This is a genomic window from Nostoc sp. JL31 (assembly GCF_017114965.1).
In the GTDB taxonomy this organism is placed as follows: Bacteria; Cyanobacteriota; Cyanobacteriia; order Cyanobacteriales; family Nostocaceae; genus Nostoc; species Nostoc punctiforme_A.
Window position 1 is genome coordinate 130,696 of record NZ_JABXKO010000096.1, and the last position, 25,307, is coordinate 156,002.

At 41.9% G+C, this 25,307-nt stretch carries 24 protein-coding genes; 9 read left to right on the top strand and 15 right to left on the bottom strand.

What is annotated here, in order from left to right:
- Positions 1 to 5: 5 nt before the first annotated feature.
- Positions 6 to 962, top strand: a complete 957-nt coding sequence (locus HWQ43_RS22835) for an N-acetylglucosamine kinase (protein ID WP_292738270.1) — start codon at positions 6 to 8, stop codon at positions 960 to 962.
- 26 nt (positions 963 to 988) lie between these two features.
- Here the strand turns inward: HWQ43_RS22835 and HWQ43_RS22840 are convergent, their stop codons facing one another.
- A complete protein-coding gene (locus tag HWQ43_RS22840; protein ID WP_292738271.1) occupies positions 989 to 1,729 on the bottom strand; it encodes a dienelactone hydrolase family protein in 741 nt (246 codons plus the stop codon).
- 378 nt (positions 1,730 to 2,107) lie between these two features.
- Between HWQ43_RS22840 and HWQ43_RS22845 the strand changes: the two genes are divergently transcribed.
- Positions 2,108 to 4,222 carry a tetratricopeptide repeat protein gene (locus HWQ43_RS22845; RefSeq protein WP_292738272.1) on the top strand — a complete coding sequence of 705 codons (2,115 nt, stop codon included), beginning with the start codon at positions 2,108 to 2,110 and terminating at the stop codon, positions 4,220 to 4,222.
- Positions 4,200 to 5,783 (top strand): DUF2357 domain-containing protein, encoded by a 1,584-nt coding sequence (locus HWQ43_RS22850; protein WP_292738273.1) that lies wholly within the window; start codon positions 4,200 to 4,202, stop codon positions 5,781 to 5,783. The genes HWQ43_RS22845 and HWQ43_RS22850 overlap by 23 nt, the downstream gene beginning before the upstream one ends.
- Positions 5,784 to 6,137: 354 nt before the next feature.
- On the opposite strand, the gene HWQ43_RS22855 is transcribed toward HWQ43_RS22850, so the two are convergent.
- Positions 6,138 to 7,400 (bottom strand): FGGY-family carbohydrate kinase, encoded by a 1,263-nt coding sequence (locus HWQ43_RS22855; protein ID WP_292738274.1) that lies wholly within the window; start codon positions 7,398 to 7,400, stop codon positions 6,138 to 6,140.
- Between the two features lie 200 nt (positions 7,401 to 7,600).
- Here HWQ43_RS22855 and psaM point away from each other — a divergent pair, with 200 nt between their 5' ends.
- Complete coding sequence (gene psaM, locus HWQ43_RS22860; RefSeq protein WP_040630342.1) at positions 7,601 to 7,690, top strand: photosystem I reaction center subunit XII; 90 nt, start codon at positions 7,601 to 7,603, stop codon at positions 7,688 to 7,690.
- 317 nt (positions 7,691 to 8,007) lie between these two features.
- Positions 8,008 to 8,418 (top strand): hypothetical protein, encoded by a 411-nt coding sequence (locus HWQ43_RS22865; RefSeq protein WP_292738275.1) that lies wholly within the window; start codon positions 8,008 to 8,010, stop codon positions 8,416 to 8,418.
- 262 nt (positions 8,419 to 8,680) lie between these two features.
- Here the strand turns inward: HWQ43_RS22865 and HWQ43_RS22870 are convergent, their stop codons facing one another.
- Positions 8,681 to 9,400: a tetratricopeptide repeat protein gene (locus HWQ43_RS22870; RefSeq protein ID WP_292738276.1), complete on the bottom strand. Its 720-nt coding sequence runs from the start codon at positions 9,398 to 9,400 to the stop codon at positions 8,681 to 8,683.
- A gap of 447 nt (positions 9,401 to 9,847) precedes the next feature.
- Between HWQ43_RS22870 and HWQ43_RS22875 the strand changes: the two genes are divergently transcribed.
- Complete coding sequence (locus HWQ43_RS22875; protein ID WP_292738383.1) at positions 9,848 to 10,312, top strand: hypothetical protein; 465 nt, start codon at positions 9,848 to 9,850, stop codon at positions 10,310 to 10,312.
- Positions 10,313 to 10,318: 6 nt separating this feature from the next.
- Entirely contained in the window at positions 10,319 to 10,876 is a 558-nt protein-coding gene (locus tag HWQ43_RS22880) for a glutathione S-transferase family protein (protein ID WP_292738277.1), read from the top strand.
- A gap of 85 nt (positions 10,877 to 10,961) precedes the next feature.
- Here HWQ43_RS22880 and HWQ43_RS22885 read toward each other — a convergent pair whose 3' ends face one another.
- The 4 genes from HWQ43_RS22885 to HWQ43_RS22900 all read right to left on the bottom strand — a co-directional run bounded on the left by HWQ43_RS22885 (position 10,962) and on the right by HWQ43_RS22900 (position 13,167).
- Positions 10,962 to 11,453 carry a YajQ family cyclic di-GMP-binding protein gene (locus HWQ43_RS22885; RefSeq protein ID WP_012411046.1) on the bottom strand — a complete coding sequence of 164 codons (492 nt, stop codon included), beginning with the start codon at positions 11,451 to 11,453 and terminating at the stop codon, positions 10,962 to 10,964.
- 94 nt (positions 11,454 to 11,547) lie between these two features.
- Positions 11,548 to 11,946 (bottom strand): MAPEG family protein, encoded by a 399-nt coding sequence (locus tag HWQ43_RS22890; protein WP_292738278.1) that lies wholly within the window; start codon positions 11,944 to 11,946, stop codon positions 11,548 to 11,550.
- A gap of 87 nt (positions 11,947 to 12,033) precedes the next feature.
- Positions 12,034 to 12,537 (bottom strand): hypothetical protein, encoded by a 504-nt coding sequence (locus HWQ43_RS22895; RefSeq protein WP_041565591.1) that lies wholly within the window; start codon positions 12,535 to 12,537, stop codon positions 12,034 to 12,036.
- Positions 12,538 to 12,621: 84 nt separating this feature from the next.
- Positions 12,622 to 13,167 carry a PadR family transcriptional regulator gene (locus tag HWQ43_RS22900; RefSeq protein WP_292738279.1) on the bottom strand — a complete coding sequence of 182 codons (546 nt, stop codon included), beginning with the start codon at positions 13,165 to 13,167 and terminating at the stop codon, positions 12,622 to 12,624.
- A 95-nt stretch (positions 13,168 to 13,262) separates the two neighbouring features.
- Here HWQ43_RS22900 and HWQ43_RS22905 point away from each other — a divergent pair, with 95 nt between their 5' ends.
- Complete coding sequence (locus tag HWQ43_RS22905; RefSeq protein WP_292738280.1) at positions 13,263 to 13,757, top strand: DUF4188 domain-containing protein; 495 nt, start codon at positions 13,263 to 13,265, stop codon at positions 13,755 to 13,757.
- 61 nt (positions 13,758 to 13,818) lie between these two features.
- On the opposite strand, the gene HWQ43_RS22910 is transcribed toward HWQ43_RS22905, so the two are convergent.
- From HWQ43_RS22910 to HWQ43_RS22920, 3 genes are all read right to left on the bottom strand, one after another.
- Positions 13,819 to 14,913: a phosphotransacetylase family protein gene (locus HWQ43_RS22910; protein WP_292738281.1), complete on the bottom strand. Its 1,095-nt coding sequence runs from the start codon at positions 14,911 to 14,913 to the stop codon at positions 13,819 to 13,821.
- Positions 14,914 to 15,244: 331 nt separating this feature from the next.
- The gene (locus HWQ43_RS22915) at positions 15,245 to 15,595 is read right to left on the bottom strand and encodes a hypothetical protein (protein ID WP_292738282.1); all 351 of its coding nucleotides are present in this window, start codon (positions 15,593 to 15,595) and stop codon (positions 15,245 to 15,247) included.
- Entirely contained in the window at positions 15,588 to 16,289 is a 702-nt protein-coding gene (locus HWQ43_RS22920) for an IS4 family transposase (protein WP_292738283.1), read from the bottom strand. The genes HWQ43_RS22915 and HWQ43_RS22920 overlap by 8 nt, the downstream gene beginning before the upstream one ends.
- Before the next feature lie 389 nt (positions 16,290 to 16,678).
- Here HWQ43_RS22920 and HWQ43_RS22925 point away from each other — a divergent pair, with 389 nt between their 5' ends.
- On the top strand, positions 16,679 to 16,891 hold the full coding sequence (locus tag HWQ43_RS22925) for a hypothetical protein (protein ID WP_094348399.1): 213 nt from the start codon (positions 16,679 to 16,681) through the stop codon (positions 16,889 to 16,891).
- A gap of 431 nt (positions 16,892 to 17,322) precedes the next feature.
- On the opposite strand, the gene HWQ43_RS22930 is transcribed toward HWQ43_RS22925, so the two are convergent.
- The 5 genes from HWQ43_RS22930 to HWQ43_RS22950 form a co-directional block, all read right to left on the bottom strand.
- On the bottom strand, positions 17,323 to 17,700 hold the full coding sequence (locus HWQ43_RS22930) for a response regulator (RefSeq protein ID WP_292738284.1): 378 nt from the start codon (positions 17,698 to 17,700) through the stop codon (positions 17,323 to 17,325).
- 190 nt (positions 17,701 to 17,890) lie between these two features.
- Entirely contained in the window at positions 17,891 to 21,262 is a 3,372-nt protein-coding gene (locus HWQ43_RS22935; protein ID WP_292738285.1) for a PAS domain S-box protein, read from the bottom strand.
- 13 nt (positions 21,263 to 21,275) lie between these two features.
- Positions 21,276 to 23,255, bottom strand: a complete 1,980-nt coding sequence (locus HWQ43_RS22940) for an ATP-binding protein (RefSeq protein WP_292738286.1) — start codon at positions 23,253 to 23,255, stop codon at positions 21,276 to 21,278.
- The gene (locus HWQ43_RS22945) at positions 23,242 to 23,436 is read right to left on the bottom strand and encodes a hypothetical protein (RefSeq protein ID WP_292738287.1); all 195 of its coding nucleotides are present in this window, start codon (positions 23,434 to 23,436) and stop codon (positions 23,242 to 23,244) included. The genes HWQ43_RS22940 and HWQ43_RS22945 overlap by 14 nt, the downstream gene beginning before the upstream one ends.
- Positions 23,437 to 23,815: 379 nt before the next feature.
- Positions 23,816 to 24,316, bottom strand: coding sequence for a fatty acid hydroxylase (locus HWQ43_RS22950; protein ID WP_292738288.1), 501 nt, complete (start codon positions 24,314 to 24,316; stop codon positions 23,816 to 23,818).
- Positions 24,317 to 25,307: the final 991 nt, after the last annotated feature.

A 25,307-nucleotide genomic window follows, 5' to 3' on the forward strand; every position in this document is an offset into this window, starting at 1 on the left:
AATCTATGAGTTATGTTTTAGGAATAGATGGCGGCGGTAGCAAGACAGTTTGTGTCTTGATGGATGATTCGCGTCAAGTGCTAGTCCGTGGTGAAGCAGGCCCGTCTAACTATCAGAGTATAGGTATCGAAGCAACTTTACAATCTATTCAATCTGCAATTCACAATGCGGTTGAGGCAGCAATAATTACAAATACTGTGAATATTGATGCGATATGTTTGGGTTTAGGAGGTGTAGGTCGTGCAACAGATATCGAAGTAGTAAAAGGTTTAGTAAAAGAGTTACAGAATAATAAATTGCCTATTACTTGGGCATTACAGCCAGCCAATATTGTAATTTGTAATGATGCTTTAATTGCTTTAGTTGGTGGAATTGGTCAGCCTGTAGGAATTGTGGTTGCAGCAGGTACTGGTTCGATAGTTTTCGGCCGAAATCATGAAGGACATACTAAGCGAGTCGGCGGCTGGGGTTACATTTTAGGAGATGAAGGTAGCGCTTATAAAATTGCGCTCGCAGGTATGAATGCAGCATTAAAATCTTATGATGGACGAGAGATTTCAACGAGTTTGATAGAGGGTTTCAAACAGCATCTTAATTTGGAAAATATAGAAGATTTAATAGAAGTAGTATATCGGCGAGAATGGGGAGTTAAACAGATAGCAGCTTTAGCACCAATTGTAGATTTAGCAGCAGCGTCAGGTGATATTGTAGCGAATATCATAATTGATCATGCTGTAAAAGAGTTAGTGAAAACTACATCTACAGTAATTGATGCAATTTTTAGCGCTGACTCAGTTTTAGAGGTAGTCACAACAGGAAGTGTGTGGCGCGGTAGATGCAAGATCCATGAAAGATTTGCAGTGTCTCTTGTTAAGAAGTTTCCTAATGTAAACGTGATTTTTCCGAGGTATGAACCTGCTTATGGTGCTGGGTTATTAGCTTTGCAGACAACTCAAAATTGACGCGAAGAAAGCAATAATAGGAGTTTTCAGTTTGCGAATATGCGCCCCAAGAAAGTGACTATTTCAGACCAAGCAGAGGTGCTAGCAGTAGAATCATAACGATAACCGTCGTCACGCATGAATGTATGTTCTGCTTCGTACAAGAAAACTTGGTGAGGTATGTTAGCATTCTCAATTGCTCTTATTATGATTTGGCGATCGCTCTCTGGTATATGAGGGTCAAGAGTACCGAATACCATTAGCATCTCGCCTTTGATTTCACTTACCCTTTGGATTGTATCGGCTACCTCTTTACCAAGCTTACCACTGGGAATACCAGTAGGATAACAGCAAACGGCAGCCCGAATTTCGCTTTGAAATGCTGCGCGAAAAGCTAAATGTCCACCAATACAAAAGCCGAGAGTGCCTATTTGATTTGGAGAAACCGCACTCTCTGTTTTCAGAAATTCAATTACAGCAAGGCAATCGGCATCATAATCAGTTACGGAGGTTCGACGAGCATCGTCATTTCCCCGCATCCTTCCCAGATCGTCTGGCTCTATTACTAAACCAACTGGCTCAATTCGGTGAAAAATTTCTGGTGCTGCTACTACATAGCCGTATCCTGCTAAGTAGTTAGCTAGACGAATCATTGGATCACCTAACTGATAAATATCACTGTAGAAGACAATACCAGGGTATTTTCCGGCTGCTTTGGGAGATGCAACATAAACACGCATTAAGCTGCCATCTACTCTTAATTCAACATTGCGCTTAGTGATTTGCACTTTTTTGTCTCCGTGTTACGCTTGCTGTCATTAGCTTCTACACTGTAGCGCCGCAGCATCCGGTTACTTTCAACCCACAATTTGGCGTTCTTTTACCATCACTGCGATCGCTTAATATCACCAGTTGTTAAGAAGTTTTCTGAGGTAAAAGTAATTTTTTCGAGGTATGAGCCTGCTTACGGTGCTAGTTTGTTGGCGTTGCAGAGGTTAACGGGAGAAGCGGAATGAAAAGCGATCGCATTTTAACAAAGAAACGAACCGCAGAGGCGCAGAGGAAACAGAGAGGTTAAGAGTGCGATCGCATTTTTAAAGCAGTAAAGTAGTTGGATTTTGTGTAATATGTCACAATAATAATTTTAGTTATCGTTATCAGGTCAAATGACAGAAGTTTTTGTAAATCCAGAATGCCCATTTTCATTAAAAAGTCTTGACCTTCTTGCACAATTAAAAAAACATTCAAATAAAAGAGATTTTTATTTAAAAAACCAAGAAGCTTACAAAAGCTATATTGAGCAGCCATTAGAACAACTCTACCAGTTTACAATTGCTCAGATATCAGGGGAAATAAGAAAGCTACTCAATACAAATGCTGTTTTGAAATATAATTTTCATATTCCTTATTTTGAATATAGATTATTTTTAAAACAAATAGATAGTGAAAACAATAAGGCTCATTTTATTATACAAATTACACAAGAAGCTTTCTATTTTGGATTATACATTCCTGAGACAAGTAACGATAGGCAAAAATTCATTAAAAATATTCAGACTAATAAAATAATCAAAGAAATTTTACTCCAAAATATTCGATTATCAGATAAATATTCTCTATTTACTGAGCCTAGTCAATCGATTAATACAATCAATCGTTTAGCTGAATGGTTAAAAATAGTAGCTCGACAAAATAGTGCTACTAAGAAGATTATAGTATATAGAGCTATCAGATTAGAGAATATATTAACTTTTGACTATCAACAGCTAACTAATGAAATAAAACAGGTATTGGAAGAAATTTTTCCTCTATTTTTGGTGGCAACGTGTGATGAACCAATCACAGCTATTAAAAAATATTTACATCAAACTAATATAGAATATGGGAAAATATACTGCCGACGAGGATTGAGTAAGTATCAAGAAGGAAAGTATCAAGATGCTATTAAACAATTTGACTTCGCTTTAGAAGAAGCTCCCAATTTAGCTGATGCTTATCGATATCGAGGAAAAGTAAAAGCTGAATTAGGATATACTGACGAAGCTATATCTGATTATGATTATTTACTACTTATTCAACCTAAAAATTACGAAATTTACGATGAGCGAGGTCAGATTTACTGTAAACTTGAAAATTACGATAAAGCCATTGGTGATTATAACCAATCTTTACATGTTAATCCTAACTTCGCTTTAGCCTATTACCATAGAGGACTTACCTATTTAAAAATTAATAATCAGCAAAAAGCTTTTGAGGATTTATGCAGAGCTACAGAATTATTTGATAAGGAAAAAGACGTGGATAATTACGAAGAAGCACAGCGTATTCTCAAAACTATTTATCCAGACTATTCTGAACCTTTGTTTACAGAGATTAATCAAAATATCCGCTCTAAAGGTCTGCGTATTTCTGAAAGTATCTTGCGACGCTACCACTTAGCTCTTAAAACAAGAAAATTTGTAATTCTTTCAGGAACTAGCGGGACTGGCAAGACTTGGCTTACCAAAGCTTACACTGAGGTAGTAGCGGCTGAATACCTTTTAGTTCCTGTGGCTCCTAATTGGACTACTAACGAAGATTTGCTCGGCTACTTCAATCCAATGGACAAAGAATACCATTACACTGCGTTTAGTCATTTTTTAGAAAAAGCGGCTCAAGAGTATGAACAAGCTCAAACAGAAAAACGCACCCCTAGACCTTACCATTTAATCTTGGATGAGATGAACTTAGCACGGGTAGAGTATTACTTTGCCAAGTTTCTCTCAGCGATGGAAGTTAGGATGCGTGAAGGATTAGCCCAAATTGAACTTGCATCCGAGAAACAAGTTTTGTTACCACCTAACCTTTACTTTATTGGCACAGTCAATGTAGACGAAACTACTCACAATTTTGCTGACAAAGTTTATGATAGAGCGCAAATGATAGAAATGGAGGTTTGCCGTAATGATTTATTTGAGCATTTGGGTGAAGTTGAGTATCGTGAAATTTTAATGGAAGTTTGGGATAATCTGCACCTAGTAACTCCATTTGCTTTTCGTGTTTTAGATGAAATAAATAACTATGTGAATGAAGCTAAAGTTTTGAATATCTCTTGGGAAGAAGCTTTAGACGAACAATTGTTACAGAAGATTCTGCCCAAACTAAAAGGTGCTGATGATAGGGTGGGAGAAGCCCTTAAAGCATTTGTTGATATTGCTGAAAATAAATTTCATCTAAGCCACGCTAAAGCTAGCAAAATGCTAAAAACATTTGAACAACATGGATTTACCTCCTACTTCTAAACTGAGTTTTCTTAGCCGCGAAGGCGAGATTATAGATGCTCCAGGTGAGTGGCAACCTGCTTGGTTGGAAGTTCATGTACCTCAAGAAAAATTACAACAAACACGGCTTTGGCTTCAAGATAAAAAACTCCCACTCTTGGTAATGGATTTGAGTGGAAAGTTTCGAGTACTAGCTGAGTGGCCTCGCTCAAACCCTGGTTACTACCGACTGCGGCTTGAGTATCAAAATGAGATTGAGGAACAGACAATTGCAGTTTGGCCTCAGAAAATTAGTCGTGAAGCTTTTGCTCAGATGCTAGAGGATCTCGATTCTCGTCTGCCAACCTCAGTAGCGATAGGCTTACAGCGTACCGGGGCTTTAGCTGGTCTGAAATTACCGCAACTAGGCGAAACTACTTTAGCTCAGGAACTACTTCGCTTACGTCGGGCTATTAATGGCACAGGCAAAAGACCAGGACTGAGTGAGATTTTGAGTCAACTTTCTCGTAATCCTCATCAAATCCTCAAAACTAATGAAATTTGGGTTCGGCAAGATCAAGTCCGCAAACCTCCTCTTGGTGGGCTAGTTCAAGCTTTTTTTCGAGGGCATAACTTGGATGTGAGTGGAAGACCGATTCGCGTACCGGATATCAGAGTTGAGCATACTGTTGATGTTTATGAGAACCAGTTGGTTAGGTTATTTTTTGAGCTTGTCAATCAGAGAATTAGACGAATTCGGCAAGCTTTTGAAGCTGACCCTAAAGGTAAGCCTTTGGAAGAGATTAAGTCTCTGTTTTACCAATTAAAAAAGGCTCGTCAACAAGCAGCTTTTCTGGATGAGGTGAGTCAGCCTAAATATTTGCCCAATCAAATTACGATGGTTTTGTTAAACCGTTCACTTTACCATGCTGCTTTAGAAGGCTATCTGGAATTCATCAGAAGTCCTGCTGTGCGTTTGGATGATTCAGACCTTGATGCACCTTTGGAGAATCTCTACAAACTTTACCAAATTTGGGGAACTTTGTGGATAATTGCAACGCTGCTGGAAGTAGCTATAGACAAAGGATACAAAGTTGAAACCCAGTGTTTAGTTGCTAGAGATAAAACGGGAGTCTACGTCAGAATTTTACCCAATGGACAACCAGCATTAGTTTTAATTCACCCACAACACAAGACAAAAATTAAGTTAATTCCTGAACGAAGCTATGGCAAAGATGGAGAACTACGAAGCGCCAGCGTTACATTGCGCCCTGATGTAGCAGTAGAGATCAAACTAGCTAATGGCTCTCAACAAGTTTATTTATTTGATCCCAAGTACAAACTTGAGAGTGAGCCACTGGAAAACACCAGCAACGAAGGAAAACCTAAAACTGCTGATATTCAGAAGATGCACACTTACCATGACGCTATTCAAAACAGAGAAGGTAGGCAAGTAGTTAATTATGCTGCGATTATTTACCCTGGCTCCTATGTATCTCATTCCAACGCTGAAATTGAGGCTCTTCCAGCTTATCCTGGGGCTGAAAGTATCCTACAGGAGCATCTGCGTCGCTTGCTAAATAAAGCCTTTGAAGTTTCCTGACAATGAACCATCTGGACTTCTGATGTCCGACTTGACGAATCCGGCAAAGGGCATTCATGGCTTTCTTTTACCATCACTGCGATCACTTAATATCCCCAGTGAAAGTTTGTCATGTTTGCCTTAATGCACCCATTACTTATGAGTGTAAACTAGTTATAAATCATACCAGTAATTAATAAAGGGGACAGATGACATTCGCTTGCTGCGAAGCACCCATCCCCGAATAGCTGCCCAGATGATGAACCTGGAATCTATAGTCCGGTATCTAATCATCCAAGTATCGTCGGAGATATGTCGATTGTCACTGGGATAGATACTGATTTAAAAGATATCTACCAAAAGATGCGTTGTTGATTAACCCCTTTTTCTCTCTCCCATCGCCAACAGCGCCGTTCCGTAAGCCGCTTCTGTGTACACTGACGCGACTACAGGAACCTGCAAATGACGCGCCCTAATCGCAGTCCAAGTATAATTCGCCGCGCCACCGCCAGCAGTATAAACACGGCTCAATTTGTCTGCGCCCATTTGCTGTAATAATTCATACCCTCGCACTTCTATGCGGGCAATGTTTTCTAACAAGCCATGCAAAAATTCCACTGGATTATCTGGGCGTGGTTCCAAGCGTGGGGGTAGATTGGGATCATTAATCGGAAAGCGATCGCCTACCTTCAACAATGGATAATAATCTAACTCGCTGGCTTTTGAGGCATCAATCTCCCGACTAAGGCTTTCTAACTCAGCGTTTGTGAAAAATTTCTTTAGTACTGCACCCCCAGTATTAGAAGCGCCCCCAGTTAGCCACAAATCACCCAGGCGATGGCTGTAAATCCCATATCTGGCATCCTCTACACGGGTACGACTTAATAACTTTAGTACCAACGTTGAACCAAGGGAAGTCACGGCTTCACCGGGTAATTTTGCGCCACTGGCGAGAAAAGCTGCAATACTATCAGTTGTACCAGCACATATCAGACAATCACGCCGGAAACCGAACTTGTCGGCAATTTCAGGACGCAATTGGGCAATGGGAGTACCAGGAGGTAAAACTTTGGGTAGCTGAATTGGTATTTCTAGCTTTTCTAGCCATTGTGGGTATTTCAACTCTTCTACGTCATAACCCAGCTTTAAAGCATTATGGTAATCGCTAATACCCAACTGTCCATGTAGAAGAAACGCCAGCCAATCTGCTTGATGCAGGAAATATCTAGCTTCACTAAAAGAGGGTTGTTGCCTCATCCACAAAAGTTTGGCTAGGCTGGAGGTGGCACTCAACACGGTATGATTGGGGGGTGCAATACTCCTCAAATGCTCTAGCACAGATGATCCCCGCGCATCGTTATACAGCAATGGTGCATCTACAGGGTTGCCAGCAGCATCGACCAGCAAGACGGTGGAAGAAGTCCCATTAATTGCGATCGCTTTAATTTCTTGCCGCAATTGGTCAGGTATTTGTTCCACCAACACAAACAAAGCCTCCTGCCAAATTTTTGGCGTAACGGCGGCTGATGTGTTGTTGAAGGGATATCGCACCTCTACCTGAATACAAGAGGCTTCCTCGTCAATCACCACACCGCGCCCGCCAGATGTGCCGAAGTCGATACCCAGATATAAATTCATAATTTTTATAAATTTTTTTAATGGAGAATAAATAAGGACTACTGACAAATAACTGCTTTTGTTGCATCTTGTAACAAGATATTCCACAATCTTGGCAAAACAAGGAAAAGTAGTAAACGAACTGTTCAAAATCTATTCAGGTTAGGAGGTTTTCAGCCATGCCTATCTTAGATACTCTGTACATCGCTCAGATATCTTCCATCTCAGATACTCAAGTCTACATCGCTCTAGTTGTAGCCTTGATCCCAGGGGTTCTAGCTTGGCGATTAGCCACAGAACTTTACAAATAACGCTCCGATGTGACACAGTTAAAAAGTTAATAATCCTGGCAGTACGGGGTGCAATTTCCAGATTTTATGGCTTTATGCCATAAGTACCTAGAAACCTTGCACTTACGTAAGCCAGGTTATTTTTTAACTAATGCGACACTTGTAGCTATTTCAAAAAAATGAAGTAATATGACAGCTAAATCAAGCATTCAGGAGTGCTGATATCTGAGTACTGAGTGCTAAATGCTGAGTATTGAGTTAGAAATCTCACTCAGCACTCATAACTCAGCACTCTTGATAGTACTTCACTTCACTAAGCGAGCTTATCTTTTAGCATAATGAACGCGATTCAACCCTCCAGACCACCGTTACAACCTATACAAAAACGCCAGGTCATTTCTCGACCCAAGCGGCATCTTCGTCAACGTTCTTACCAGGTGATGGCACTGGAAAGCACAGCCAAAATAGCGGTCAATCTTGTGATTACAGCCGTTGCAGCATCTGCTTTAACACAACTCTTGCCTTATCATTGGTTACAGCAAGAAAAATTGCGAGAAATGAGTACTGAAGTCAAGCTGATGGAAGGACATGTCAATGGTTTACAGGCGGAATTTAGCCGTAACTTTGATCCGCAAGAAGCTAAAACTATTAGACAACGACAAGGATACCGATTCGATCCTAGCCAGCGTCAGATCGTGTTGATGAATCAAGATCGCCGAGAAGATGAGCCAACAGACTCGTTACCCTAAGACAAATGGCGAATTTGGGATTATTTCGGTTTATTGTGATTCAGGCTACGTATAAACTGGGTGTTAATTTATATTATTGCTAATAAGTAATGGTTAATAGCTAATTTTTGAATAGCTATGTATTTATCATCTATTAATCATTAGCGATACAGCGTCGCTTCTCTACGAGACGCTGCGCGAACGCTCCAATTCAAAATTCAAAATTCAAAATGAAGAATTTACTTTTTGAATCTTGAATTTGCAAAAAGGACTAATCTACCAATTAGGACGCTGATTGAGATAATAACTCGTCTAGCCGATTTTCGAGTTGTAAACGCAAGCGACAACCAATAATATCCTTATCATTGTCGAGAGAGGGTAGTTGAGTAAGGGCGCGACGATAATCAGCGATCGCACAATTCCAGTCGCCCCAAAGATGGTAAGTTCTGCCACGTTCAGCCCAGATATGACCTTCTAGTTGACCGAAAAGCAGTGCTACCTCAAAATTCTCAATTGCCACTTCGTATTGCCCCAAATCACGCCAGGTAATGCCTCGGTTAATCCACGCGCGGACATGGTGAGGTTTCAAATCAATCGCTTGATCGTAGTCGGCAAGTGCTACAGCTAATTCTCCACAAGCCGCGTAGTAATTTGCTCGGTTATTATAAGCACTAGCCAAATAGGGATTAAGTTTCAGGGCGGTGTTATAGTCGTAAAGCGCTTTTTGCCTTTCACCACTTTGGAAATAAATTAGCCCCCGGTTGTTGTAATCAACGGCATTGTGAGGATGGCGGCAAATTAGTTGGCTTAAAAGTGCGATCGCCTCAGTATAATCTCCTTGTTGAGCCAACCTCAAAGCACAAGAGCGTAAGTAGCTATCCCCAAAAATAGATTCGCTGCGATCGCTTTTCCTTCGCTCTTGAAGTTTTTTTGTAGTATTTAGAACATACTTATATTGGTTACTTTGCTGGTCATCGTCAGCTAAAAATGAGTGAATATTCATCTTTCCCTGCTTGAAATCCCTGCTTTTTTAAATAAAAGTCTAGTTTTTTAACGCTGGTGATTTTACCACTGTGTCTATTCTCAAGGTAGTTATGGTTACTTTAAAGCCATCTTAAGACTGAGATTTAAACTACTCACACCAGTAGAAATCTACCCCTTAAATAAACAATTGCTCCTCAAACCTAATCATAGATACTTGATCCCGAAGGAAAATTCCAGAAATAGCAGACGTTAATCTCAAAGACTAGTCAAGTAGTGAGAGCGACAACTTGGTAGAATGCCAACAAGCCGTTCATTTAGAGATGAGAAAGAAGAGACGGGGACTGGTGGCAAGGGAAATGAGGGAGATGAGAGAGACAAGGGAAATAATAATCCCCAATGCCCCATGCCCAATGCCCAATGCCCCAGTCCCCAATCCCCATATTCAATTTTTTTGAGAAATTTCCCGATGACAACTGCAATTTCCTATCCCAATGCCCCTGATTTAGCAACCGATGATTACATTGTCATCGGCTTGGCAACCTGCTTCGTCAAAGAAGATGGAGAAGTTTATCAAATCGAAGTTATAGAACCGATTCCCTCTGCGGCTTTGGAAGCGCTGTTAAAGGGCATTCCTACCTCCTATAAGCTGGCTCATGCCACAACTTTGGGATCTGTGCTGGATGGCGATTCACAACTGCTGCCAGATGGCTTCCCAGAGTCGGCTCAGTTTGGAGAGGAATTTGTGCCACGGGCATTTGCAGCAGCTCGTACCTACAAGCGTCGTGAATCTGCAAAATCTCTGATTCCATTAGGTACAAACTACACTGAGTTTAAGTATTCCATTGAGCGGAAACGGGTGTTAAACGCCGCTAGAGTTGTCACCAAAGAAGACAACGTTAAGCAGCATTCTCATACTCACAAAGTTCTTTAAGTAATTATGCTAAAACTTTACGGTGGCGCTCGTAGTCGAGCATCAATTGTTCACTGGTATTTAGAGGAATTAGGAATTCCCTACGAATTCGTCAAGCTTGATATGCAGGCCGGTGAACACCTCAAGCCTGAGTATTTAGCAATCAACCCATTTGGTAAAGTTCCAGCAATTGTTGATGAGGATTTTCAGCTTTGGGAATCTGGGGCAATTTTGCTGTATCTTGCCGATAAGTATAGTAAAACTCCACTTTCACCAGAGGAACGTGCTGTATTTTCCCAATGGGTTTTGTTTGCTAATGCTACCCTTGCTCCAGGGATTTTTGGAGAAGAGAATCGAGAACGGGAAATGCCCCGCTTGTTGACTCCCTTAAATGAAATTTTCAGTAAGCAACCTTTTTTACTTGCCAATGAGTTCACTGTTGCTGATGTGGCAGTGGGGTCTATTTTGAATTACATTCCTATGATACTGAAGCTAGACCTCAGCCCCTATCCAGCGGTGTTGAACTATATGAAGCAGTTATCTGAGCGTCCGGCATTTCAAAGAAGTATTGGCGGACGGACTTAAAATAATTCGTAATGACGCTCCTGCGTCGCTAACGCTGCGCTAACGTAATTCGTAATTAAATTTTTAACTACGAATTACGAATCTTTTAACGATAATTTGTAAATTGCAAAGCAACTGGGTAGTCTTCTTGTTTTAGCCGCTGCATGACAACTTGCAAGTCATCTTTCGATTTGGCAGAAACCCGCACAGCATCACCTTGAATTGAAGCTTGTACCTTTTTGAATTCATCCCGAATCAATTTGGAAATTTGTTTGGCGATTTCCTGGCTGATACCTTTTTTGAGTTTGATTTCTTGACGCACGCGATTACCACTGGCTGATTCAACCTTGCCAAAATCAAAGATTTTTTGGGAGAGGTTACGCTTGGCGGCTTTTTCTCGCAGAATGGTGTGTACAGAATCTAAGGTAAACTCGCTGTCAGTGCTAACATTAATGCTTTCTTCAACTAACTCGACAGTAGTTTCAGTGTCTTTGAGGTCGTAACGACCTTTGATGTCTCGTATAACTTGATCGACAGCGTTGACCAATTCTTGTCGGTCAAAGTCGCTCACAATGTCAAAGGAAAAAGTAGAAGCCATAAAATATTTTGGATTTTAGATTTTGGATTTTGGAATTGGGCATAAAACATTAATAATAATTCCCATGCCCAATGCCCCATGCCCAATGCCCCACTTAATTAGTAGCTTGGATGATGCTCAAGAAAAAGAGAGTGGCACAGCCAAGGATGCCAATAGCAAACATCAGCGATCGCAAAAGGGGTATATTCAAAATATAAAAAATTGAGTATAGGAAACGAGCCACCACAAAGGCGATCGCAGCTACTTGGGCTGTAAAAGAATTTACACCAGTTACATAAGCCATCAATGCGGCTGCGGCAAATATCATAAAGGCTTCAAAGGTGTTCTGATGTGCCCAAGTAGCCCGTTGGGCATAAGGTGGCAATTTATCAAACATGGCGCGAGGAGTAGAAAACATTTCATACCCAATACGCGCACGGGCATAAGCTACTAGCAAAAATGGCACGTAAATTAGAACGGCAGCAGCAGCGATCGAGTACAAAAAAATTATCATTACTTATTAGTCGTTGGTTATTAGTCATCAGTCATCAGTCATCAGTCATTAGTCAAATACAAATGACAAAAGACAAATGACAAATGACTAATCAAAGTAGAAAAGCGTCACCACTTTTCTTTGTTCTTCTGCATCCTGACAAGTTTGTAACAGGGTGCGACTGTCGTGAAACGCAAAGCAGATTAGTTGCTGGCAACGGGAAACAATTTCCTTGTTGCACAAATAACTAGCTTCCGCCAGAGACAAATTATCATTACTGGGATTTTCGACTAGATGCATTACCTGTTCTAGTTGCTGGCGCGATTCCAAAGGCTGGCGTTCCAGGCTTTGGGGTAAAATCACCGTCAACAAATTTGCATCAGCCCGGGTTGCTCCCTTGATGGCCGCGGAATTTGTACCTGTAGCACCAGAAGTAATGATTCGATTACCCGATAAAACTAGGGCATAAGTCATCATTTCAATAAGATTCTGATGCGTAATCGGGACGTGACGAGAACCCAGCAAGGCAATTCTTTTAGAACCCGTTTGCTGGATTGTCGCCAGTTCTTGCGCTAATGTATCGAGGTTAATAAGGTCTGTTGATTGGCTCAAAGATGGAGATAATCAGACTAAACGACCCAGATATTTTACCAAACAGCGTGTAGATGCGAAGAAAACTTAAGTTAGACATTGCGACTATTTTTCGATTGTTTGGTTCAGTAACTCCATTACTTGGTTACACCAGGCTAGCCAATGTGTTTCGTAACTAATGCCATTTAAGAGAGTTAAATACTGAAATTTGCCTGATTCTGGCAGTTCTTGCGGATTCTGAAAGTAACGCTGTTCTAGGTTATGGTACGTAGACAATTTTTTTTGATGGGCTTTTTGGTGATTTTCTAGCTCTGCCAAGATAATTTGGTTAGGAACAATATGACCAGCAAAAATTTTTACTAGTAAATCATCTTTAATCGGTGTGGGTTCACAAGGTTGAGCAATCCACTCTTTGAGGTGCTGTTCTCCCAAGTCTGTAACGCTGTAGAGCCTTTTATCTGGCCGTCCTGCTTGAAGAATTGACTCAGAACTGATCCATCCTTGATCTTCTAGCTTCGCCAACTCCCGATAAATCTGCTGGTGACTTGCTGACCAGAAAAAGCCTACAGAGCCATCGAATCGTTTTGCTAAATCATACCCACTACATGGTGCGTCAACCAGAGCCGCTAAGATTGCGTGCGCTAATGCCATAATTTTTAATTCACTACTTGACTTATGCAACTAATTGCATAACAATAACTATATGCAATTAGTTGCATATTAACTTAAACAACCAGGAGTGAGAGATGCCTCAAGTAATACCGGGACGATTTACAGCCGAGATTGATGAACCTTTTGTTGTGTTTCTAATTGGGATGCGAATTAATAAATTATTCGCTTTTTCTAAATGGATTCCCACAGCCAGGGCAATGTCACCCATGCTACAAAGCCTTAATCAGAATCCTGAAAAAGGGTTTTTAGGGGGAGAAAAGTTTATCTACCCGCAAGGGGTAGGACTGATTCAGTATTGGCGATCGTTCGAGGATTTGGAGCGTTTTGCCAGAAATCCAGCCGATGCACATTTAAAAGCTTGGCAAAGGTTTAATCAAGCCATTGGTGCTGATGGCAGTGTTGGCATTTGGCACGAAACTTATTTAATCGAGCCGGGAAGATATGAGGCAATTTACGGCAATATGCCTGTCTTTGGATTAGCTGCTGCAACTAAACACGTCCCAGCGATGGGACGGAAGGAAACAGCACGCCGTCGCCTGGGAGGTGACGGCGAACCAGCTGTATCCTAGCAATACAGCCTCCTAAGTAATAACTGAGCATAGATGCTCTTAAAAGTTTGAGTTGATGAATCTAAGACAATGCCGCTGCGGGAGTTAAACCTAGTTTGGATAACAAGCGGTCAATGTCAAAATGCTCGGACATCAACTGACGAATATACTGAACCTTAATCGGCTCGTGGACACGGACTTGACCAAAAGTGCGGTCAACAATTCCTACAGTAGTTAGGGTATCTAAGTCAACAGACAAAATGGGTATTTCTAGTTCTTCAGCGCGACTGAGAATGAACGGTGGGGGTGGTAGTTGCCCAGTGAGAATTAAACATTGGGTAGATGTTTCCAAAGCCGCTTGCTGAATTTCCACCCGATCGCCTCCTGTCACCACTGCCATATTTCGGCGTTTGCGGAAATATTTAACAGCTGAATTGACATTCATCGCTCCAATTGCCAGACTTTCTACCAACAAATCCATGCGATCGTTGCGACAGAGAACATCAGCCTTTAACTGTTTGACTAGTTCGCCAACACTCACACTGCGGAGCAAATCGCTGTTTGGCAGCATTGCTAGCACCGGAATACCCTGCTGTTCCAAAAATGGTAGCACGAGAGTTTCAACTGCTTCTAGTTCGGTGACTGGGATATCATTGATCACAGCTCCAATCAAGCGATCGCCCAGACGCTGTTTTGCAGCCAATAGTGCCTCAACCGAAAGCAAGGATTTATAGCGGCTTACTAACAGCACACCAGCATCCAATACTTCAGCCATTTGCAACAAAGACAAATCAAACAAATTGCCTTCGGACAAATTACCAGGCCCCTCCAGTAACACTAAATCTCCTTGAGACTTATGTAAATATTGCTGTATTAGGGACTGCTGATAATCGGTTTTGTCTTCCCCTCGCAAGCGCTTTTGCACATTTGGTTCATCCAAAGCCAGCATTGTAGGTGCAACGCGGTTTTCCGGCAAATTGAGGCTAAGAGCGATGAACTGGACATCTTCCTCAATTACGGTTCCACTAGACGAATTGAAAGACGTACCGAGTGGTTTACCGTAGCTAATATCCAGACCTTTTTGCTGTAGCTGATGAGACAAACCCAGAACAGTTGCAGATTTACCGCTGTAATTCTCGGTTGATCCAATCAGCAAATATTTAGGGGATTTTGGCACACATGCACTCCTAATTTCAAAAGTCAGAAGAACCCAGCTAGGTGTTTCCTAATTCTAGTTCCTTCTGGCAAAAGCCTCTCGCTCTCACAAATTAAGGTTTCCCAGAATTACCTTCTGATTGAACAAGCAAGGGAGCTACTTATGGGTAGGCTTTTCAGATTAGACCAATTTTTTGGGTTTTAGAACCAATAAAGATTGTCTGAAACCTTAAAACTAGGTTCAATGCCTTCTAGGTTTCTAGCTGTTCCAGTTCCCGACTACGGGAGTTGGCGATGTTCTATGCTACTAAAGTGATGACTTATCCCAAACACCTGACGGGGTGACAAAGAGGCTAGAGCGCTGATTGAATAAGGGTCATAGCACGTAAACCCCTCTGAAAATAGGGTAGTTTACCGGGCTTAAGACGCACAAGTGCGATCGCCAAATCTGACCAAAACTCCATAGCACCTACCCATAAACACCCATATAATCCAACCCAAAAAGCACTATGCCGGCGTGCATAACGCTTTAATTCTTGAAGCCGACCAACATATTGTTGTAGTCCCATTTTTCGGGAGTTGCGACCAGCTAAAACTGCAATTGTGTAAGCGATTGCAATCAATAAAATTAGTGCAATTAATCGTTGTCCAGTTGCATACGTTGATTCCAAATTATAACCACCAGTTTTACAATCTTTAAACATAGCTTCGATGCCGCTTCGCAATCTTATTTGCTTTAATGGCATCTGCAAGACTCTCAAGATTTGTTAGTAAAAACCAGCCAGCAGGTTCAAGCTTACCCCGGTATTTACGCTTGTAATACCCAGCTAAATTAAAATGAGCAAAGCCTTTTTGTTTAGTGGCTTGAATACCCGTCAGGAAGAACGAGATACCAGGATTTAATCCCAAAGATTGTAACCGTTGATATGATTCATTTCCTTGGCGAATATACGTGCCTTGTTTTTGACGTAGCACAAAGTCAATTCCCTTACTGTGTAACCAATGAGCCAGTTTTATACTATGAAATTCTCTATCTCCCAGTACGAGAATTCGATATCCTTTGAATAACCGTAGCAATGGGCGGATTAATCTTTTCTGCTCACCCAAATTGCTACATCCTTTTTTGGGTAATAATATCCAGTAAACTGGTATTGCTCTTTTCTGTTCAATTAAGCTGATTACAAATACATTTTCACAGCGCCACTGTGTTCTATCAATGGCGAATATCAGTTTTTTCTTCACTGATTTTGGATTATTTTTGACCCATCGTTTTAGTACTGGAAACCAGAGGTATTGAATTGATAACTGGGGCAACAATAAAAACCTTTGAATACTGCGTCGCCGACTTTCAAATTTTATTGGTTGGGGAAATACAGATGAGAGCTTCTCAATCGTCACAGTTTTATGAAACTGCAAGAGCATTATCAAGATTTCGAGCATCTTGTACTGTCCAGGTGTCAGTAGATTCTGAAAGCAGCTTTGGTAGAATTTAGGTAACATTATCATTTGATGGGTCTTGTTGAGAATGCCTGACCTATCTTTTTTTACCCCAAAACGGTCACACTCTTATATTTCGTCGGTTTTAGCCCCTTTGTCACCCCTTCAGCCCAAACACTCTGCTTCTAAAATTACGTTAAGTCGATCGACTGGTAGTAGTATTTATTTGCTAAAATTTAGCTCGTAGATACGTATAAGATACAAAAGTGGTAATGAAAACTACCCATAATTAAGGTAAAAACCTTTCTCTTCGCTAAGTAAGATTTAGGTTTAAAAAAAGAGGTATTGATATGAACACAAACTTAGAAGAATTTTCATATCTTTGGGAGGACTCTGATTGGGCACTCTTAAAATTCAATGCTTCACCTTCAGAAAAAGAACCAAGATATGCAATTGTAAACACGAAAACTAAACATGGTTTGCTAGTTAGTGATGATACTCTCTATCAGGATCTCAAAGAAACTATGCGTAAAAAAGGAGTTCGTATTGTTTCAGGTTTATGATATGTAGTAGATAAAAATCAATTATTCGTGGATTAAAACTTGTGCTATTTTAGCTGGTCGTAACTCCCGCCAAATGGGACTATAAAAATATGTTGGTCGTCTCAAGGAATTACAGCAATGCCTTCGGCCGGCTACGCCTACGCAGTATAGACATAGTGTATTTTGGATCGGTTTGTATGAGAAGTTATGGGTAGGTGCAATAGAGTTTTAGGCTGATTTAGCTCATGATTTGATGCGTCTCAAGCCCAGTAAACTACCCTATTTTCAGAAGGGTATACGTGCTATGACTATTATCCAGTCTGCTTTGTAGCTACTTTATCACCCCTTAGAGCGAGTACTGTTAACCGTTGATCCATTAAGGAAACGTAACCAGATTTGTTCCGATTCTTCCAAGTACTGCGATCACCGATGAAAAGCTTTCATAGTTTTCCTCAAAAACCCAACACCTGCATTGATTTTTCAAGTACTTCTTTGGGGCGAAATGGTTTAGTTAGATATAAGTCTGCACCAACCTCAATTCCTTTTTGTTTATCAAATTCTTGCCCCTTAGCTGTCAAGATTATGATGTAGATGTCAGTCATTTGTAGGTCATGTTTTACAATATGGCAGACTTGCAAACCATTCATTTTCGGCATCATCACATCAAGAAAAACCAGGTTTGGTTTTTCAATTTTAATAGTTTCGAGAGCTTCTTCTCCATTTCTAGCAGTTAGAAGTTCAACACCTTCGTCCTCTAATGCTTCTAAGGCTTGTTCCATCAAAATCAAGATATTGGGTTCATCATCAACAATTAGAATTTTCTGGGTCATAGGGATTGGGGATTGGGGATTAGGGGACTTGTACTGAGCGAACACGAACAGCGTCTCTAAGAGTTGCCGTTGGCGCAGCCTCTCCAAGAGTTGTATTGGGGACTGGGGATTAGAGATTGGGGATTAGATTATATAGTAAGGTCCCACTAATTTTTTCCAGTACTCAGCACCCAGTCGCCAGCACCAGCGATTACTGTTCAGACAACATAATAAAAAATACATTTTCCAACTCCTTCTCAAAGCGTAGGGTTTTCACCAAATCGGCTTCTTGAGAGAAGATAGAATCGATGATGATCATGTCAGGTTTGGCTGACAAGGCTTTATAAATGCATTCTTGTGGATCGGAGGCTTCAATCACGCTGTATCCCTGAGTTTGCAGTACATCTGATAGGGTTTTTAAGGCTGATGCATTTTTATCTACAACCAATACCTTTTTACTAGAAGTGCCTTGGTAAAGCAGTGAGCCAATTTCGCTAAGGAGTTTTTCTGTGTCAATAGGCTTGGTGAGATAGCGATCAATGCCAATGTGGTAGCCGCGTTCTTTGTTTTCAATAATCGACAGAATGATAATCGGAATGTCTGCGGTCTGTGGATCATTTTTGAGAACGGCTGCCACATCGAAGCCGTTGATTTGGGGCATCATCACGTCTAAGAGAATCAGATCGGGACGGGATATTTTGATTTGATGAATTGCATCCATGCCGTCCTTTCCTTCGCGAACATTGTAGCCTTCGTTTTCCAGTTGTTGGCGGAGCAGTTCTCGAATGTTAGCGTCATCATCTACAACCAAAATGGTTTTACGGTTTTGGTTCAGTACAGTGTTTTTGGTGATGACGTGTTCTTTGAGTTGTTTGACTAGCGTATCCAAATTTAGATTAGCAGTGGTTTTTTGATCGCTGGCGTAGGTGGGAATGATGAACGAGAATACGCTGCCCTTACCTGCTTCACTCTCAACCCAGATTCTACCGCCGTGATGATCGACGATTTGTTTACAGATGGGCAGTCCTAATCCTGTGCCTTTGGGTTTGTCGGTGAGAGTGTCGCCAACTTGACGGAATTTCTCGAATACTTTCGGCTGGTCTTCAGGTGCAATCCCAATGCCTGTGTCGATGACGCTGATGCAAACACCGTCATTTCCTTGTTTGACGCGACAGGTAACACAACCAGATTCGGTAAACTTAACGGCATTAGAAATCAGGTTGATTAAAACTTGCAGCAGACGGTTGCGATCGCCTACTATCTGAGGCAGTCCTGGTTCAATCTCGCTGACTAACTGCAAGCCATTGCTTTCAAATAACCCGGCAGTAGAATTAGTTGCCCAATCCAGTAATTCGCTAGGATCGAGGGGCTGCATCTGCCATTCCACCTTACCTGCTTCCATTTTGGCGATGTCCAGGACATCGTTAATCAAAGATGTGAGCCGTTCTGCTTCCGACACAATAATGTTGAGATTGTCAGCCACCCGCTTAATCGTTTTCTGAAGCTTGCGGTCTTCGGTAGCAAGCATTGGGAACACATCGGTTTCTAGCTTTTCTTGAATGATGGACGCAAAACCCAGGACAGAAGTCAGTGGCGTCCGCAGCTCATGGGAAACTGTTGAGATGAAATCGGTCTTCATCTGGTCGATTTCCTTTTCTGCTGTCACATCTCGAATCAGTAGTGCCGAACCGAAGCAGGCAGCGGGTTCTGAATCTGCCGTCTTTTTGAAAATGGCGGTTGCCACTGCTTGACCAATGCGTTCTTTGGTCAATGCAACTTCGGCAGAGAAGACCTCACCGGGATGGGACTGAGTTCGTGCAACCAGGTCTGCTAAACCAGGTATCGGCAATTCTCGGTAGTGACCGTTGACGGCGTTAGCTGTCAATTCATACATAGCTAAAAAGGCAGGATTGAAGTGGGTGATTTGTCCTGTAGTATCTGCCACTAACAAACCATCAGCTAAGTTATCTAAAATGGCATTTAATCCCTGCGCTTCTGCTAAGGTATTTTGCAAGGCAGCCGTCCGCTCAACAACTCTGGCTTCCAGTTCTTGATTCAGTTGCCGTAGAGCAATTTCTACTTGTTTACGGGCAGTGATGTCAGTATTGATTTCTAGCATGGCGCAGGGTTGACCGGATAAATCTCGTTGCAAAGTCCAGCGGCTCTGAACGGTGATCGGTCTGCCATCGCGCGTGATGTGTTCCAGTTCTCCTTCCCAAGTGCCCTCCTGTAGAAACTCTGATAGAATTTCTTCTAAAGGTTTTGGAAAGGTTGATTTGAGAAATGCGTGAATGCATTGGTCTTTCACTTCCTCCCGCGTCCAACCGTAGAGTCTTTCGGCACCCTGATTCCAGTGAGAGATTTTGTCGCTCATGTCGCGGACGATGATGGCATCGCTGGAATGATTCAACATATCCAATAAACGTTGATTTTCAGCTTCTGCCAGCTTGCGATCGTGAATATCAGTACAGGTGCCAATCCATTCCCGAATACTGCCGTCTTCTTCCAGGACGGGGGCACCACAGACCCAAAAGTAGCGGTATGTGCCATCTTTACCATGCAACCGATATTCGGTTTGGTAGATACCTCGGTTTGCCACAGCAGCATTCCAGACTTCTGTAGAGTGGGCACGGTCATCGGGGTGAATTGGATCGATCCAGCCCCAACCTTCTACTTCAGCTTCGCTCTGCCCCGTATAGTCCATCCATGTGAGCATTTCACTACTTATTCCCAGTCCTTCCGGGGTAGCTCCCCAGACGATCTGTGAAGTAGCAGTTACTAACGAGCGATATCGTTCTTTAAGACGCTGATTTTCGGCTTCTGCCAGCTTGCGCTCATGAATATCGGTGCAGGTGCCAATCCACTCTCGGACGCTGCCATCTTCTTCTATAACGGGCGCACCCCAGACCCAAAAGTAGCGATAGTTGCCCTCCTTGCCACGAATTCGGTATTCAATTTGATACATACTCAGGTTTGCCACGGCAGCACTCCAGACTTCTCCGGTATAGGCGCGATCGTCAGGATGAACGGCATCAATCCAGCCCCCATTTTCTGCTTCAGCTAGACTTTGACCTGTATAGGCTATCCAGCTTGCCAGTTCAAAGCAAATTCCCTCTGGTGTGCTTACCCAGACAATTTGTGTATTAGCTGTCACCAAAGAACGGTATCGGGCTTCACTCTGTTTCAGTATTTGTTCAGTATCTTGGCGTTCCTGCTGGACGCGTCGAAGGTAGCTGATGTCCTCTACACTACACCAGATCAGTCGCTCTCCATCTTTCTCAATCATCTGTCCAGAAATCCTCACCGGAACTAGATGCCCGTCTTTGTGGATTAACTCCTTTTCAGATGGGCCGTAGCGACCAGTTTGCTCTAGTTTCTCTAGGGTAGCTTGGTCAGTGATGGCATAGTTTTCAGGAGTAATCTGGCGATCGCCCAGATTCAGGGTTTCTGAAACAGTTCGCCCCAAAATGTCAGCATAGGCAGGGTTGATGCTAATTAGCGTCCCATCTATTCGGCACAGTACCAGCCCAACGGGACATTGTTCAAATAGCTGACTGTTGTATTCATCAAGTTGGTTAAACATGGTTGAGGTTTCTTTAGTGGCGTATTTGAGTAGGGTTAGAACAACAGAACCAAGACAACAAAGTGGCGTAAAGCTTTAACGAAATTGGGTGGCGTTGGAACATCTGGTAAATTTGATCGGGTGATGCACCTTCCACATCTGGACTGTGCTGTGAAAGTCGCTGGATCAGTTGAGTATGGCGGATCAGTAGATCCGTCGGTTTGAGTATTGGAACAGTTGATGAAATGAAGCCGTCGGTATCGGGAGTCGGCGATGGTTTCGTTGTGGGAGTTGGCAATGCAGAGGTGCTATTTTGTTCTTCAGGAGCGTCTGCCAATGCACAATTTATTGGAATCTGAATCCAAAATTCTGTCCCTTCACTCGGTTGAGAACGACACTTAAGCATTCCCCCATGTTTGTCTACAACAATTTGGTAGCTGATTGCCATGCCTAACCCCGTTCCCTTCCCAACATCTTTCGTGGTGAAGAAGGGATCGTAAATGCGGCGAATTACCTCCTCCTTCATGCCTGGGCCGTTGTCGGCAATGCGAATTACAACCCACTGCTGGTCAATGGCTATGGTACGAATAGTGATTTGGGGATTGGGGGTTGGGGATTGAGGATTATTTTTGAGTCCCCAATTTTCCATACTTTCTTCCAAAGCATCAATGGCATTTGCCAGGATGTTCATAAACACCTGATTCAATTGTCCGGGATAGCATTGAATCAGAGGAAGTGTTGCATAGTCTTTAACAATTTCAATTGCCGGACGATGAACATCTGCTTTCAGACGATGATGAAGAATCATTAGCGTTCCGTCGATGCCATCGTGGATGTTCACGGCTTTCATTTCAGCTTCATCATGCCGGGAGAAGTTTTTCAAGGATTGGACAATTTCGACGATGCGACCTGTGCCCAGTTTCATTGAATTTACCAGTTTAGGGAAATCCTGCATGATAAATTCTAGGTCTATATTGTCTAACTCTGATTCCAGTTCTGGAGGAGCAACAGGTAGAAATTTCTGATACTTTTCCAACAGGTGTAACAAGTCTTGGGCGTATTCGGCAACATACTTTAAATTGCCGCAAATAAAGTTAACCGGGTTGTTGATTTCGTGGGCAACTCCGGCAATAAGTTGCCCGAGACTGGACATTTTTTCGCTTTGGATTAACTGAGTTTGGGCTAATTGCAACTCATGGAGAGCTTGCTGAAGCTTCTGTGTCTGAGCTTTTGCCTGGAGAGCTGCTTGAATGCTTTGCTCGTAAAGCACAGCTTTTTCAATAGCGATCGCTGTTTGAGAGGCAAAGATACTCACCAGTTTCAGGTGTTCAGCCTTGTATGAGTCAGTTTTGGGCGTTCCAATGGCGATCGCTCCCAGTACCCGCTCTTTGGCTCGTAACGGTACACAAATCATTGCACTAACGTTTTTTTGCCCCTCTAATCGCGGATCGGCTTGCACATCATTGACGAGTTCTGCCCGGTTGGATTGCACAATGTTGCCGATAATTCCCTTACCCGGTTCTGGCTGATTGTGGTCAAAAAACACTCCAAATTCGGCAATGATTTCAAACGCAGTTGCATCTGAACTCAAAAGCAGAATCATCCCCGCAGATGATTCAATTAATTGACTCAATTCTTGAAGCACAAGTTGGGCAATCTGTCGCGTATCTAAACTTGTTGTCAGTTGAGTCGAGATATCGTCAAACAAATCAATTTCCTGATATCGCTCCAGCAATTCTTTGGCGAGTACTTTCTTCTCAGCTTCCTGCTTTGCCAGAAATGAGAGCAAATTTGCAAGTAGAGTTGCCTGTTCTTGCCCAACAACCCAACCGATAATTTCTCCTGAAACCTCGATTGGATATCGATTTTCTCCAGTTTGCTCCCCAATGCTAATCAGTTTCGTACCGTCTACCAGTTCAACATCAATCGCGATGTTGAACTGGTAGACTAAGTTATGAATAAGAGATGGCAACTCTTTTTTGTTGAGCATCTTTCTGAGGCTAACTGCGGGCATGAAACACCTCATCTAGAGCAGGTTGCAAATTTCTAGCAATCAGTGTTGGTTCGTTGGCGTAGTGTCTCAAAGAGAAACCTACACTGTATTGCAACTTCCTGCCACCTTCACCGTAGCTATCCGTCCCCCTTTGCATAACCAAACTACGCCTAGCATCTCCCGAAAAGAGAGGAATTGTCATAAAAATCTAGGGATATAATAATTTACTAATTAAGACTAGTTTTCCCAAAAACATTAGCGATATAACAGCGAAGTCGAGCGGTAGCAAATACCTTTAAACTCTGTACCAGAGCCATTCTTCCTTGTAACTCGCTTACTGTTTAATCAGTTAAAATAACTATAAATAAAAAAATAATAGTTAGAAAAAAGCATAGATTTAAGTCTATGGTAAATTCATGTCTCTTATTGCTACTCCTCATAAATTGGGAATTAGCTTTTTGAACATATAGGTGAGCGCTATTTCGGAGAGTAGAATAATCGCCCTGAGTGTACCAAAAGAAGCTGCGATCGCAGCTTCTTTTGGTAATTTTAAAAAGTATTTAGGTAAGCGCTAGTTTTAATTAGATCCGAGAGTCGCGAAAACGAAGTCTGAGTAATCGTAGCCAGCGTAACCAAATTTGTGCAGGCTGTCCAAAGAAGGTGAAAATATCGCCGAAACCTAAATTAGTTTTGTGATGATGTAACCAGTGTCTCTCAGGAGTGGTAATAAATAGAATTTGACATAAAATATTTACAGGCTTTGGAGTTTGCCAACCCAGTACACTTATGTGTCTCCACCATACATGAAACTGACCAAGCAGTAATCCAGAGATAACGCCAATGGGAGAGAAAGACCACAAAACTACTGCTATAAGTACATAAGGTAAAGCTCCCAAGATACCATCCAAAAGAACTTGGGGATTAAAAGTCAAAATAGCGTAGTGGCGGAAGTCTTTCTTCCAGGAGTGGTGCGTTTTTAAATGAAGGCTACCAAAAACGTGCTCGGGTACGTGGTAAAAGAATGTAGATAGAAAATCACCAAAAAACAGTAATAACCAAGCAACAGCGATAGCCTCAAGCATTTGTACTCCTCAAGAATAGTTAAGAAAACTCCACAGAAAATATGCAAATGTCATGCGGTGGACGTAGACACCTATTTTTCCGCTATTCAAGCAGCATCTGTGCGTCTCATGTGTCTACGCTCCAGGTAATTTGGCTTAGAGTATAATGGCACGAAGAAAAGATACAGCCCTTGCTCTGACTGGAACAAGCCTCTAGGCTGGGAACCCATTCTGGAAGGGCTGCCGCCTCCAGTAGCTTGAATTGAGGCAGAAGCCCACTTTAAGTACATTCCCAGCCTGGAGGCTGGGAACAAGACTACACAAGCCTTTGGGCTTTTCTTAGTGCCATTTTGCTCAGAGTATATGTAATTGGGTCAGTTGCAGTTTCTATGAATCTCCGATCCTTAATGCACTAATCAGCAACTCGTAAGAACCTCCAATTTGACTTTTAGCTCTGGGTTAATGGTATCAATACATCTAAAACACGATGGGAGTGCAGTATTTTGCCATAGTTACTACACAATCTTCTTACTAAGGCATACAGCGTAAGCAAAGGTTGAGTTAAACTTAGTACAAATTTAGGTTAAGGCTTTCTGCAATATTGTTAATTCTAAATTTATTGCAATTAAGCTTCAATTATGACTCGAATTAGAAGCATATAAATAGATATTCTGCCAATATTCATTGAGTTATTGAGGTGAATCAAGCAGGTTTATATTTTAATTTAAATGCTGTAAAATTTGGATAATCTAGAATTAACTAGATGCCATAAATATTTTTCTGTAAATCGAGTAATAATATCGCTATCAACCTGCACTTTCAATGATGAATATTGAAAAGACAGGGATACTTTTATAATTTATCTTTATTTGCCAAGTGCGTTTGAATTCGCTGACTCTAGACTATTAGCTCGCTCTTGTTGTAGACACTAGTGACTTTATGTGTCACCCTTGTCCTGTGGTTGCTGCTGCGCATAGCTTGCTACGCATAGCGAACGGGTAAGCATGAGACT